The 15,288-nt window shown below is 51.9% G+C and carries 6 protein-coding genes; all 6 read right to left on the bottom strand.

Going from position 1 to position 15,288, the window contains the following annotated elements; translation table 11 throughout:
• Position 1: 1 nt before the first annotated feature.
• Entirely contained in the window at positions 2–8,110 is an 8,109-nt protein-coding gene (locus tag ACMWJS_RS09315) for a hemagglutinin repeat-containing protein (protein WP_414746975.1), read from the bottom strand.
• A 14-nt stretch (positions 8,111–8,124) separates the two neighbouring features.
• A complete protein-coding gene (locus tag ACMWJS_RS09310; protein ID WP_262780186.1) occupies positions 8,125–9,858 on the bottom strand; it encodes a ShlB/FhaC/HecB family hemolysin secretion/activation protein in 1,734 nt (577 codons plus the stop codon).
• A 17-nt stretch (positions 9,859–9,875) separates the two neighbouring features.
• Positions 9,876–10,787: a fimbrial protein gene (locus ACMWJS_RS09305; RefSeq protein WP_262751894.1), complete on the bottom strand. Its 912-nt coding sequence runs from the start codon at positions 10,785–10,787 to the stop codon at positions 9,876–9,878.
• A 105-nt stretch (positions 10,788–10,892) separates the two neighbouring features.
• Complete coding sequence (locus ACMWJS_RS09300) at positions 10,893–13,475, bottom strand: fimbria/pilus outer membrane usher protein (protein WP_414746974.1); 2,583 nt, start codon at positions 13,473–13,475, stop codon at positions 10,893–10,895.
• 32 nt (positions 13,476–13,507) lie between these two features.
• Positions 13,508–14,242 carry a molecular chaperone gene (locus ACMWJS_RS09295; protein ID WP_048224790.1) on the bottom strand — a complete coding sequence of 245 codons (735 nt, stop codon included), beginning with the start codon at positions 14,240–14,242 and terminating at the stop codon, positions 13,508–13,510.
• Between the two features lie 63 nt (positions 14,243–14,305).
• On the bottom strand, positions 14,306–14,866 hold the full coding sequence (locus ACMWJS_RS09290; RefSeq protein ID WP_262751888.1) for a fimbrial protein: 561 nt from the start codon (positions 14,864–14,866) through the stop codon (positions 14,306–14,308).
• Between the last annotated feature and the right edge of the window lie 422 nt (positions 14,867–15,288).

The following is a 15,288-nucleotide window of genomic DNA, read 5'->3' as shown; positions in this document are numbered from 1 at the left end:
TTTAGCTGTACTGCTGGTCGGTGAAGGTGATGGTCACCGGGGCATAGATATTAATCGGTCGATCGATTTGCAACGCCTTCCACTGGGGACGCGCGTTCATCGCACCTTTGCTCATGTCGCCATTCCACTGCTTGTGCTCCGGCGTTTTCGGCATATCCATCCCGGTTTGACCGGTGGACGACCCCGGAGAGAGCTTAACGTCATCGCCTTTGGTGTTGCTGGACGGCGCAACGCCGTTGGTCATGTCGCCATTCCACTTCCTGTGGTCCGGTGTTTTCGGCATGTCTTTGCCGGTTTTAGCCGTCGCGGAGCCCGGAGAAAGCACCGGATAGTGAGTTTCCGGTACGGCCCATTTCTTCACTGGTGTGACCGTTGCGGCCTCTGGTTTTGCTTTTGGCGTCAACGGCTGAGACGCTGACGGCACGACTTTCGGCACGGCTTCACTGTGTGCTGTTTCAGACGCGACGGCCTCTTTATGCACCACCGAAGAGGCGGACGTGGAGGTCGTTGACGCCGTCGTTTTCTCAACCGTCATGTGCTGAGAATCGGACGTGGTGCGCGTCGTCGTTGTCGTGGTCTGCTGCGCTGAGCCCGGCTTAGTCGGCGTACACTTGTGTGGACAACCGCCACCGCCCGTATGGCCGTCATCCGGCACCGCTGGCGTATCGCTGTCTGCGTCAGCGCCGTTTTTCTTCTTCTTGCGGATGCCTGGATCGGCGAGCGTGTAGGAGATGTTATTTCCTGCTTCTTTCTCATCACGCGTCACGGTCGACATTGCCTCTTTATCGGCGTTGAGCTCACCGTTTACCGCCGCGCTGGTCGTGTCACCCACTGCGATGGTGGATTTCTGCGTTTCGTTGTAGTGAATTTCATCCACGGTATCGACGTAGATGTTCGCAGACGGCACGACGGCCTTTTTGTCCTTCACGCTCAGGCCGATACCGCCGCCGCCGTACAAACCATCCTGCTCAACGTGGTCTTCCAGCGTTTTCGCATTGATATCGCCTGCAACGTTCACCGAGCCCGAGCCGTCCTGAGACACCAGGTTGGCCCCGGTCATGTTCAGGTCGCCGCCGGTTTTGACATTCAGTTCGCCCGAGGTATTGATACCGGATTGCTTCGCTGTTTTAACCGAATCGTAACTCTCGGAGCCTCCGCCCCCGTTTACGGATACGTTAGGGATAACGCCTGTCGACGTGCCCGATATGCCCACCGAGGCGCCCCAGTTACCGCGGCTGCTTTCGGTGTGCTCGGTATCCTGCACGGAGGTGACACTCATGTCGCCCGCGACATTCACATCGGCCTTCGCAGCATCAATGTTAGCGCCCTTCATGTGCATATCACCGCCCGCATTCACCGTCACATTTTCGCCGGTAAGGGTACTGTTCTGGTACGACGTCGAGCTGCCGGAGCCGTGCTCCGTGCTGCCGTTGTAATCGACCGAAACGCCGCCGCTTACGCCGGTAATATCCACGCCGACGCCTGCGGTAATACCGCCTTTGTGTTTGTCGGTTTCACTGGTGTAAGAGGTCGTTGATTTCGCCGCGTTGATATCCACATCACCACCCGCATTGATCTCCGTATTCTGCGAGTTCACATTCACGCCGTTGAGCGTGGTATCGTTGGTCGAATTAATGCTGACGTTTTTAGCATTGATATTGGTGATGTTCTCCGCCGTTGTGGTGCTCGTTTCTTTCGTTTTCGTCGTATTACCGCCGATAGTGACGGAGGCGCCAGCAAGATCGTTCAACAGGATGTTGGACACATCGCCCAGCACTTCCGCCGTCGTGGTTCCGCCGTTAATTGACTGACCTTTCTGCGATTTATCAATCAGATTACCGGTTTTGTCGATCGCGTCAGCTACGGCACTGTGGGCCTCACCTGAAATACCGATAAAGCGGTCTTTGTGTGTGGTGGTGGTTTTGGTTTCATCCTCGTATTTGGTGCTGGCGACATCCTGCGCGTTAATGCTGAGCTTATCGCCGGCTGAGAGGTCAGCGCCGCCAATATCCGCCGTTTTTCCTGCATTCACGGAGCCGGAATCGGCAAAATTAATGGACGCGTTGGTGTTCTGCTTGCTCTGGGTCGACACGGTATCGGTCGTGTCTTCTATACCCACCCTGAAACCTGCCGTATCGGTGATCGGCGCGCGGCCTGGTTTGTCGCCAACCGCGGAGGTTTCAGAGCTACCGCCCGCGCTGGAGTAGTCGCCAGAAGTGGTATTTTTTGTAGTGCCCTCGTTTTTGCCGTAGGACACCGAGGCGGATTTACCGCCACCGCTGATTGAGGCATCAGCAATAAACTGGCGAGACTGCGTGGTTTGTTCCTGAACGGACACGTTTTCAGAGGTTTTTATCTCAACGTTTTCTGCCGCATTGATGGCGCCGCCGTTGGCGTTAATGCTGCCGCCTTCCATGACCACATTCTTGCTGGCATCAATCTGAAAGTTACCGCCAGCCTTAACGGTTGAGCCGATAGCTTCCCCGCTGACCGTTTTGGTGTCGGTGGTGGTATAGCTGGACAGACCGGTGATCTCGGTATTGATGGTACGGGTAGAATCAATCTGATGCAGGTCGTTGAAGGTGACGTCACCTTCGCTTGCCTTCATGTTCACATCCTGGCCTGCCGTAATATCCGCCGCGTTGGAGGTGATAGTTTTCGCCTGCATATTGATACTGCCGCCAGCGGTGACGCCGTCATCGTGCGCATGAATCATCTGTTTGCCGTCTTCGCCGTGGCCGACAGACGCGGTCAGAGTGATGTCGCCTTGTTCAGCCTTCATGTCAATGTCGCCACCGGCGTTCACTGCCGCACCGTTAGAGGCAATGTTGCCCTTTTCCGACGTCATTGAGACGTTATTACCCGCAGAGATGCCGGCATTCGTCGCGTTGCTGATATTTTTGATATCACCCTCAGCCACCAGCGTAACGTCACCCCGGGAGGAGAGGGTACCGTTCACGTTGTTGATGGCGGTGGCATCAACAGACAGGCTATTCCCGGCAGCGATGGACGCTGTGCCATTGCTGATATCACCGGAAGCCAGCTGGCGAAGGGTTTCAGGGCAAAGGTAGACCACCGGCACCAGCACTTCCGTCCCTTTGATGTTCTGGCTCACGAACCAGACGATATCCTGGGTCAGCCCATTGCGCTGCTCTTCGCTCAGGGGCTGGCCCACCACCAGATTCAGATCGCTGTTTTTCGCCGCAATACCGGCGTTATCCATCAGATTCTGCACCAGCGCATCGCCTTCGAGACCGTCTCGTATCGCAAACATGCTGCCCACGGAGCGGCTGATCTCTCGACGAATCAATTCGGAGATGAAGTAGTTATCCCCAATGACGTTAACGGTTTCGGTGGTGGTGTAATCCACCTTGTCGAAATAGTAGTCAGAGCCGCTGTACTGGCTCTGGTCGATCATTTCCGGGCGCGTTTCGAAAATTGGAATGATGTGGTTAGTCGGGCCGCTGTATTCGGTACCGTTTTTCGCCGCCGCGGAGGCTTTTTTGAATTCGTCAGTGACTTCAAACATGCCCGGCAGGGAGACCAAATCCTTTATGGTCGGCAGCGGGCTAATCCCCATGGCCAGCTCTTCCAGGGTTTTGGTATTAACGGCAACATCATACCCTGCAATGACCGTATCTACGCTGTAGTCACCCACGTCGATATTCTGAATAGTGGCGTTCTCTCTGATCGTACCCGCGTTCGCCAGGCCGTTATCCAGGGTGCCGCCATTGTGCGTGAAGTTACGACCCGCTGTGATTTCGCCTTTTTCAGACGGCACAAAGTAGATCATATTTTTCTTCAGTGAGTTAGTGCTGGCATCACCGTCGGTCAGACTATGCCATGCCGTGCTCAGGGTGGCGTATTCCTGCGCACTCCACGTTTCGCCAAACACTTTGCTCATGACATAGCTGAGCTGGGTTGAGGTATTCGCGGCGTCGATCAGGGATTTATAGCTACGATTTCTGTTCGGATCCTCGCTGCCGCTTTTGGTCTCGGGCTCACCGTTGCCGAAGACGAAATCGAGATATTGATACAGCGAGTTAAAGGTCAGCGTCGTGTAGTGTCCTGCAGCCACCTTCCAGAAGTCGGTCAGCACGATCGGTTCATTGAGCGGGAGGCGCAGATAATCATACATCGATTCTGACGTATATTTTGGCGAGTTCAGGAGATTACCGGTAATGGTGATATCACGTCCCGCCTGGATCAGGCCGCCTGTATTTTTGATCTCTTTGTCCGCGAAGAGATCGCGCTGGTTGATATTGATATCTTTACCCGCGCTGATTTCGCCAAGTTTGTCCATGGCGATATCAGAGCTCAGAACCGGAATGTGTAGCACCGTGGTGATGCTGACCTGCGTCATCACGTTATCTACACCGGACCATTTGCCCACCGCATCCTGCGTTTGGGTTTGCGAAATCGTGCCGCCCGTATAGGTGCTTTGGTTTTCCAGATAGGCAGCATCAATATTAATATTTTGCTCGGAGCGAATGATCCCGGCGTAGTTAATCAGGCTTTTCGCGATGAGCGACATGTCGCCCATGCTCAGAATGTTGCCCGTAAAGTCGTTCACAAAGGTGCCATTGCGGACGTCAATATCCATCTGCCCCAGCGACCAAAGCAGGCTGTTACTGTTGTTCGTCATCCCACCGGCATGGATGTGCATATCCCCGCCCGTCACGACAGACTTGCTGTTGACAAATTTACCGTCTGCCTGCAGCGTCAGGTTGCCAATCACTTCCATCATGGTGTTATTGAACAGGGAGCCTTCGGTGCTCAGCGTCATATCATGACCCGCGCGAATATTGCGGGTCATGTCATCCAGGGTGAGGGAATCTTTAACCCTGAGCATTAAATCATGACCCGCTTCGAGGATGCCGCTGGTGTTATTAAGCGTGTCAAGGTTGAGATTCATGTCGTTTCTGGCGACCGTTACGCCAGATTCATGATTATTCAGTTTCGACGCGTTGATCGTGACGTTATTACCGGCGATCAGACCATTTCTTTCGTTGGTGATCGTTCCTCCGGCCACATTAAGGGTAGTGTTATTTGCCCCAGAGATCACTGCCGCGTCAGAATTGATCGCATTGTGAGCGACGTTAAGAGACAAGTCGCTTTGCGTCGACACAATCACCGCCTGTTCGGTGTTGGTCAGGTTTTGCGCGTTAATCGTGATGTCGCCGCCCGCCACGATAGTGGATACTGACTGCTGTCCATCATCAGCGGTGATACTGCCGAGATTACTCAGCGTGTCGGCAACAATCTCCAGCGGTCCATTAACGGCCTGGATGATGCCCGCCGTGCGGTTTGTCACAACGCCAATGGCGTTCAGGACCGTTTTCATATTGGCGGAGATCACCGCGCTGTCGCTGTTGACGAGGGACTCAACGTCTTCAATCGTCAGATTACGCAGCGCAACCAACACATGATCTTCGCCTTTGTTGGTCAGGTTTTTAACGTTGCGGATGATCAGATCCAGGCCCGCCTGAACCACACCTTCGTTTTTCAGATCGTCAACGTCGTCGATCGCAATGGTCCCATTGCCGATCATAACGGCGCGGTTGTTTAACGTCTTCACGCCGCTGATGTTCATATCGCCAGCCGAGGCAATCACCGCATCGCTGCTGTTGTTAAGCGTGGTTGCTCCCGCGATGGAGAGGGCGGCATCCGATTTAATCATCGAGGCGCCGCTGTTATTCAGGGTACCTACGTTTCTCAGCGTGGTGTTTTCTGCGCCGAACAGGGTTGCACCTTCAGTGTTATTGAGGGTGTTCACATCGGACAGTGACAGTGTGCCGTCAGAAATCACAAAGCTGCCGGTGTTATTGAGCGTGTTGAGATGGGTCAGTTGCAGCGTCTTGCTGGCATACAGCGTGGCGGCGTTCAGGTTATCGACGGCGCTAACGCGATCGAGCGTCAGGCTACCGGCCTGAATCGTTGAGGCGTCGTTAAGCAACGCTGTTGCTGAAACGGAGAGGTTTTCTCTTGCCGCGATCAGCGCGTCATGCGTGTTGGCGAGGGTGGAAATTCCGCTGGCATGGACATTTTCGCCCTGGATCAGCCCATCGTTATTGTTTACAGCCAGCGCGCCGTCGCCATTTAGGGTCAGATTCTTTCCGGCAACAATGCTGCCTTTTTGACTATTCAGCAGCGCTTTTTTGACCTCAAGCTGCATGTCTGTGGCCGCACTCAGCGTGCCGCCCTGGTTTTTCAGATTCTCGGTGGCGATGGTCAACTTCTCGCTCGCGCTGACGCTGCCGCTGTTACTGACGGTTGCACCGGCCTTACGGGTACTGGCGGAGACATTACGCCCTGCAATACGTCCGGTATTGCTGAGGGTGTCACCGCCGGATGTCAGCGTCACGTCATGCTTGTTGCTGGCAATGGTGCCGTCATTGACGATATTACCGTCGGCATCAATAAAGATCAGCGCATCGTTACCGCTCAGGGTACCGCTGTTTGACACATCACCGTTGACGTTAATGCGCATCTCACCGCTATCCGCACCGATATGACCACTGTTATTAAGGGCGCTGGCGGTCATGACCAGATTGTTATCCGCGTAGAGGCGGCCTGCATTGTCAAGATGACCAACAGACAGCGTCTGGGCGTTGCTGGCATAGAGAATGCCATTGTTCTTCATCGAACCTGATGCAATCCGGATATCCCCTGTGGAGCTGACGGAACCCTTGTTTTCAAATGCGCCGGTGAGGTTGAACTGAAGCGTTCCTTTCTTCGCGAGAATAACGCCTTCATTGTTGGTCATGCTGCCCGCAGTGATGTTGATATCACCACTGTTGCTGACGACCTCCGCGTCGGAGACGAGAGTGCTGAATGGCACCTGCTGGCCATTCTGAATGACGACAAAATCGCCATTTTTTAACGTAACGACGCCACCGGAAATGACGGCTCCGTTAGCATCCAGCGCCTTGAGTTTGCCGGAAAGGGTGTACTGCCCGGCAACATTAATCTGAATCGCGGGAACCGCTGTCGTCGCACTGTTTTGCGCGAGGATTGCCGCCGTGTTTTGCAGCAGGGTAGACGCATCAATGCGGATGGTACCGGTACGGGAGATCAGGTCGTTATTCACCGTCAGGCCGGAGAGGGCATGCAGGATAATATTATTCTGCGCTTCGGTACTCCCGGCGCCGCTGCTGTTTTTATTGAGGGCAATATTGTTGCCGCTGACGGTGACGTTTTTGTCGCTGCGTATGCCCGTCAGCGTCACGTCGCCGTTAGCGCTGATCTCAATATCATCCGTGGCTATGATACTGCCCTGGTGACGGACGCCCGCACCGGACTCGGTACTGATAAGCTGAATTTTACCGCCGTACATCGACCCCATTGCCCGACCATCAATCGCGACATCCGGTGCGTGTCCGTCACCCGCATTGCGAACGGTATGCACGCGGCTGGAGAGGTCGTAATCGTTCTGGCCCGCAACAACCTTGATGTCGGCCTGACCCGCAATTTCACCTTCCAGTTGAGCGCTGCGGCTGACGATGTCGAAGTAAGTCAGCCCTTCGGTAGAAATACCTTGTCCCGTGACAGAAACGTTACCTTTCTCAACCGCAAGCTTATAGTTGCCGTCCTCTTTCATCTGTACCTTACCGGTACTCAGCGTCAGGCTGTTGGCATTAATGGTGGTGGCGCCGTTAACGCTAATGCCGTTTTCGTTGGCAACGATCACGTCCGCTTTTCTGCCAAAGACTTCCATCGTGCCGTTAATATAGGACGCCTGGGCACCTGTCACTTCACTGATAATGGCTTTTGCTTCATGCTCAAGCTGGGCGTTTTTAACCGTATAGCCCCCGATCTTAGACACGCCATCCTGCATGTTGTTGTTAAAGATCAGACCATTTTTATCAACGTTAAACTGGTCAAATTTATTCAGTGAAACACCTTTCGCATTCGGATCGGTGATATTCACGACTGGCGTGCCGTTAGCCGCCTGGCCCATGGTTGGCCCTTTGCTCTGGCTGGCATCCGGCACCGTCGCGGCTTCGGCATTAGCGGCGAGGATACCCGCTATCGAAATAAAAAGGGGACAAAGGTGTTTATGTAAATTCCCAGCGGTTAGCTTCGTTTTTGAAGTTTTATTATTGCTCATAAAAATTCCTTAAATTAGAAAGTTACTTCCATCTTGTAATAAACGACCGTGTTATCGACGGTATTCTCTTCCAGTGAATCTGGTTTTTTTATAGGCCAGCCCGCGAGGACATATGTTGAGAAATGGCTACCGGTAGCTTTAATTCCGACCGAGCCACCCATCATGAATTGGCTGTCACATACGTTGACACCTTTAGGGCAATTATCTTTGGCAAAGCCCAGGTCATAACCTAAATAGGGAATAAGCTGATAAATACCGCCGATGCCAATATCAAAAGGAAACTGCAGCGTATTGGCGATCCAGCCGCCGCTATCAACCAGCAGGCTATCGTCCTTAAAGCCGCGCACGGTGAATTCATCCCCCAGCGTTAATTTGGCATCGCTGACCAGGACGTGCGGGGTGTACTGGAACCCGGCGTTGAGTTCATAGACGCCACCCAGTCGGCCAGCCTGAAAAAGCGGACGCGTCCAGCTGGCAATGCCGTTGTACTTGACGTAATCAAGGTCAAATCCTTTGAGATCGGCATCGTTTTTCCAGGCAGAACCGAACCAGGGAACCGCCGCCGTCACGCCCACATCGCCATAGAACCAGCCGTTCATCAGGGCACCGACCCACGTTGCGCCTGACGACATCGCGGTATAGGTTTTAGAGCTGACGTCTATACGGTGGTTTTCAATGCTGTTGTCGCTGTTACGTCTTTCGACTTTTGCCCACCAGCTGGTTTTACCCGTGGCGTTACGGCCCAGCATGCGGCTGATACGCAGTGAAGCGCGGTCTGAATCTCCGTCAGACGCGTAGCTGGCGTTATTGCCGGCAAGGGTTTTATCGTAGCTGGATTTGTAATAAAGCGCGTCGAATGACCAGTAACCCAGCGGGATGCTGTAACTCGTTGACCACGAATCCTGATTATCCTGGTTATTTTTCAGGTTATTCCATGAATAATATACGTTGAAAATATCATTGATACCGGCAATGTTTTTAGCGGTTACGCTGCCATAATACTGCTGCCAACCGTCAGCCTTAATGCCAGAGTTGTTAAGGCCCGCGGCAACAGAAAGGGGGAACTCAGGCTCGTGCAGCAGATTAAGATCGGAATAGCTGTTTACAATCGACGGCTGAATATCAATATTGTCTTTGGGATAAACGCGCAGCAGGTTTTCGACCATCTGATCGATATCCTGCATGTTCAGAATCTTGTCTTTCGCAAAGGGGTAGGCAGTGAACAGGCGCGTGCGTTCACGGAGAGACGGTTCATGCCCGTTAACCTTAAGATCGTTTATTTTTCCCCACAGCACGCGTAGAGAGAGCGTACCCGTTTTGATATTGCCTGGCTCAATACCAATCAGCGTTGTGGCATAACCGCGAGAAATATAAAAATCGGTCAGCTCTTTAACCAGTTCAAATATTTCTGTTCTGCCGAGCATTTTGCCCTCATAGCGATCGATAATCGCCTGACGCAGTGGTGAATCGTCAAACAGCGTATCATCAAGAATAGCGATATGATTGATCTGAAAGCGCCAGCTCGAGTCGCTGCTGGTCAGGGTTTCTTCTCCGGCTTCACGCAATTTTTTTTGTTGCTGGATTAACCGTTCTGTCCGCTTGGCTTCTTCTATTAATGCCTGGCTGGTTTGTCTTTCGAGACGATCCAGTTCCTGTTTATTTTGCTGGCCGGGAAGTGCCGCCGTAGCGTGAGCCAAAGGAATGAGCGGCACTAATAAAAGCGCATATTTTGAAAAACGCTGAAGCACGAATCTCTCCTGGATAATTATTTTATAGCCATGGTGTATTGAATTGCGCCGACTACCCTGCCAGCACTTAATGAATTTGCGCGATTAACTTCTGTAGGAACGTAAATCTGAGCCTGATAGTTTTTCGTTAATCGGGATGAAACCGGGAAAACAATTTCTTTCCCAAGAACAAGGGATGTTGAGACATATGGACTTGATTTTTCGTAAATCATAATCGCGAAGTTTTGGGCATAGCCTTCGCCGGTCTCAACGCCCAGCAGACCACTCGATGAGGCGAATTTTGTCCCGATCATAGAAGAGATTGTTAAGCCAACTTGTTCCGCTTCCGGGCAGGTGATGGTAATAGAAAAGTCTTTTTTATCGCCCTGGTAATTTTGCGTGTTCTGGAATGAGGCAATACTGTAGGTCCCTAAATTGACGTTGGTCGACGAGGGATAAATGGAGCATGAACGCGTATTCACTTTAATCGGTACTGATAAATTGATAGTAAGAATACGAAGCTCATCCTCTGGCGTGAGCAAAGGTTTGACTTTTACGTTAACCATTTCACCGGCAGGGATCTCGGTTTCACCCTGATTAATGGTGCCGGTCTGAACAAACTCCAGCAGCACCGTGCTGTTATCGATTGAACAGCTCGGACTACAGGTCACAGGAGAGCCGGAGTTACCCGGCACCCAGGTGTTTCCGGTATTGGCTGGCCATTTCATCCGAATACCAATCCCCGGAATTTCGGTTGCATAGACTTTATCTATCGAGGAAGAGAGATAATTTCGGCTGTATGCAGTGTGCCACTGCGTTTGCGTTGATTCATCACAGCTATATTTGATGTTAGGTGCGGTATAGGTTTTAGACCATAATACCGTTCCTGCGGAACCTTTATCCGCAGGGTTCAGCGTAATGTTGTCTGTGATATTTAACACCTTTTCCACACCGTCGATTCTGCACGCTGAGGCTTTTGCTTCAAGGCTAAATATCCATAACAGTGATAATATAAGGAGATAAAGCAGAGTCGTAATGTATTTATTCATTTTCTCTTAAAGGCCTTTGCAGATAATCTCTATTGCATCAAAGGAGGCGGCTTTATTCATGTTGCGGTTTTTTCTGTCATCAGAAAGGTGATTGACCTCTGCTGAGCACGTATTCATCACTTTATTGCTATTCCATTTAATAACGATCGGCTTGCCAGATTCAGGCAAGGTCAACATTGCCAGTCCACCCTGGCCGACCATACCGAGCGTGGCGTCGCTACCGTCGGTAATGGATGCGCCGAAGGGGATCTTCTGCCCGGAGGCATGCGTGAAGCGCACAAAGGTCTGTTGCTTCTGCTGCGTTTCCATTTTGATATGCACGGCGGCACCCGCGGTGGGCACAATGCTCTTACGCGTATCTTCGACGTCGACGCTCATTGATGTACCTTTTGGATCAATGAAGACATCGTTGTATCGGTAAGGCGTCAGATAGCCGACAATGCCATAGCCGTTATCTTTAATGACCGCATTTGAATCAGGGTAAACTCTTGCCCCTTCAGCGCCTTTGGCCTCGATTACGCCAATGGTGTCGCCTAACGTTGGGGTCAAATTGATGCCGCCACGGTGCACAACCACGCCACCGTTCATATTCAGACCACCCATGAAGCTGTGGAGGGACTGGCTGAACGCGACGCCGCCGGAAGCGCTATCGCCCACGTAAGAAAGGTTGGTACCGAAGTTGGTTTCCGGCCTGCTGGACTCACTGAAGTAGCCGCTGAAGCCATACTGTGAACGCTCGCCAGCCGAGCCGCTGAGCGAGGTGCGGATGGTGGCCTCATCGCTGTTGTAGCTAAAGTTCACCCCCAGGCGGGCCTGTTTTTCATAACGATGGCCAAGCGGCATGGATACGCTCAGGTAGATCGTATCGTCATGACCACCGTCTTCATTATTGGTTCGGCCAAGTGAAATACCCCAGGTCGACGTGCCAAACCGGTTGTTGTATCCCAGCGCGTAGTTGGATTTTTCCGTGCGGCCCAGTTCATCGTTCCAGACGTTGCCGATGAAACCACTGACGTAAAAACTTCCCCAGCCGGCAGGCAGCATCTGGTTGATGTTTGCTTCCAGGCGTTCACGGTAGCGCTCGGGTAAATATCGGTCGTTACCGTGCTCCAGCGCCTGCTTCACGCTGACGGCATCCGCCAGCGAGTAGTAATCTTTACTGGAGTAGCGGTAACCTACCAGGCTGAAGTTTGTACCGGTTTCTGAAAGGTTTTTAGCAAGACTGATCCGCAGGGACATGTCACACAGTGAACCGCAGTCATCGCTCCTCATACCTGTGTTAAAGTTCGTATAAGAGCGGGTAACGTCCAGACCTAATGCCCCGAGCGGGGTATTGATGGCCACACCACCCAGCAGGGCGTTGTAATCGCCATCAAACGCGGTTTGCGCACCCACGTACCCCGTCAGATTATTCAGCAGACCGTACTGAAGCGTGCCCTCGGTCATCCATGGCGCATCGGCAAGATACGTATTACGCATTTCCCCCGACGAGAGCGAATAGCGGAAGTAACCTTCGCGCAGCAGCTGCGGAACGCTGGAGTAGGGGACCGTAAAGGTGTTGATGGTGCCATCCGTCTCTTTGACGGTGACCTCCAGATCGCCGTTGTAGCCTGTTGCATAGAGATCGCTGATGGCAAACTCACCTGGCGGCACCACTTTTTCGTAGAGGGTGCTGCCGGACTGCTTGATGGTGACCGTGGCGTTGCTGTTGGCAAAACCCCGTACAACAGGCGCGTAGTAGCGCACGGAGTCCGGCAGCATGCGATCGTCGGTGGCAAGCCTTGCGCCGCGAATGGCCGTTGTATCAAACATCTCCCCGCTGGTATTGAGATCGCCCAGCACCACTTCAGACTGCAATGCTGCAATCCCCCGGCTGGCAAATGCCTGCAGATGATCGACCCCCTCATCGTCAATATCATTGCCGAGGTTCAGGGTGTCATAGGTCACAAAACGCCACGCCCCGAGGGTCATCGCCGTTTGCAGGTTACCAAAGAGATAGTTACTGGTTTCGCCCAACTCACGGTTGCGCGTGCTTGAACCACTCAGCGCATAGGAGGCCATGAGGGTAGGTTCACCGTCGTCCCATAGCTCAGGGCTGATGTATCCCTCCGGCGTATTAAGCAGCATTGCCTGCGGGACGGTGACGTCCAGACGCTCATCATCCTGGTTGTAGGTCACGGTTGCGCCGGGCACAAGCGTTTCAAGGATCAGGCAGCGGCCCGTCTTCCAGTTTTCCGGCAGTTTGCGGGTGTCGACGTCAAAGCGGATAATCATTTCCGGCGTCATGCAGGCATTTACGCCCTGCTTATTTTTTGCCGGAATAAATGAAATGGGCCAGGTGCCTAATTTCCGCAGGTTGCTAAATACTTCCAGTTTGTAATCTCCGGGCTGGATTTTATCTACCCCGTCGAACTGGCTAAGGTCTAACCCACTGTTATAGAAATTCATAAAGCCGCGAGAAAAGTTTACCGCTTTTTTCTCTGCTTCGGCGTTAGCCTGGCCTGAAACGAACAATGCCAGAATAATGATCTGGCCAAGGGTACTTTTCGCTTTTTTGAGAAGCCTGTATTTATTATGGCGTGCGGACATTTAACCTTCCCAAAGGTAGAACGTATAAAATATTAAAAGTTATAAGTGCGCTTAATATATGCGCCTAAATCAGTGATATAGTTGTATTTGAATATGCCGCGTCCACTCACTGCGCTGACCTGCGGAAAGTGATAAACCAGCGTTCCATAAGGGACAATCATGTCACCCGGGATCTCAATGTCTTTATTGTCGGCATTCGTCAGCCATACGCTGGTCATACTCACGTGGAAAGGTGAGTTATTGGTTCCCACCACGTCGTAGCCTTTTGCCGCTTTACGCAATTCCCACTTCAGATCGTCGCCCGCCTGCATGGGATTGCCCTTCAGACCCGCTGGGCGATAGAAAAATTTGATCATTGTGCGGAACGCCATTTTGATCTGGTTCTGATCCGCCTCTTCAGGCAGTTCTGGTGGAATATCCAGCACGTTTAGCCAGAGCAGCGTTTCGCGATCTTTCGGGTATTTTCCTGCGGCTTCCGCTGTCTGGAAGATACGGAAAACTTTCCCTTTTTGACCGTTAACGCGCGCAGCGGGAGGGTTGATAAAGAACGGAAGGCTCTCCTTCTCTGTTCCATCGGTTTTATCGGTGCTGGAAAGCCATACCTGCACCAGCTCCGGGTTTTTGCTGAGGTTATTCACGCGAACGGTTTGTTCACTCTCGTTTGCATTGAATGCCACGCGAGTCGTTAAAATTTGTATAGTGGCGTTGGCGCAGGGGAACCACGTCAATGTCACCATTAACATCACTTTGAAAATATTACTGACCATCAGGCTCAACGTTCCTATATGTGGCAGGGAAAGCAGTGGGATAAATCCCACTGCTTAGAGGTATTACTGGTACTTAATGGAATAAACGACGTCAGTGGTGACTTTACCGGCCGTAGCCGCACCGCCGGTGGCAACGTATTGCGCCCAGTAGTCGAAGCGAGCGGTATTACCCGAAATGGTCGCGGTTTTTGGGCTGTTGTTTGCGGTGTTCAGGTTCATAACCGCTTTGCTGGAATCTAACAGGCCGATTTCAACTTTATCGGCACCGCCCGTCGTGACGGTGTTTTTCAGGTTACCAGTGGTGGCGTTGATATTGGTGCTCTGTGCCAGTTCGAAGAAGACGCTGGCGACTTTGTTATTGGTGCAATTTGCACCGCTCAGTTTAATGAAGAATGGCGTGTCACCCGCGCGTTGACCAGCTGTTGCCAGCGCGGTGGTGCTGACGCTAGGCAGATGCACGGTGAAATCAGGAGAGGTGGATTCACCCTGTGCATCACCGCCTGTAATAGTACAGGTTGCGTCACTGATAGTACCGTCAAAGGTAATCGTGCCATCATCTGCCGCTGCTGCAGTACCTGTTCCCGCCAGAATGGTAAAAAGACCAATTTTTAAATATTTGTTCATAGATAATTCCATTTAGAAATAAATTTTAATAAAGCGGCGGGATTGTAGGGAGTAAAAAAAGAGAAAACTACACGCTATAACTAAATAAAATCCGAATTCGGACTATCACATGCTGTTTATGTATGTATGAATGTTTTATGGAAAGACTTTACTCTTGAATTATAAGGGGTGAGCCCGTAGCGGGAGTATTTAAATATTCATTGGGAAAATATTAAGAATGTAAAGATTATAATATTTTTATGGCTATTGTTTTATTCGATGAATGGTAAGAGGTGGCTATATAATTTGTATTTATGAGTCGCTTGAATTTAAAGGATTCAGGCGCTATTCTTAGCGCCATACAGCATTACGATATGAAACGATCCCTTCCTCGTCGGGCTTAACGACGCGGAAGGGATTTTTTTTCACCTTTAGCAACGATC

The organism is Enterobacter sp. HK-058-C-ECC (genome assembly GCF_047531125.1).
Taxonomy (GTDB): Bacteria; Pseudomonadota; Gammaproteobacteria; order Enterobacterales; family Enterobacteriaceae; genus Enterobacter; species Enterobacter quasiroggenkampii.
This window is presented reverse-complemented; position numbering and strand designations above follow the sequence as displayed.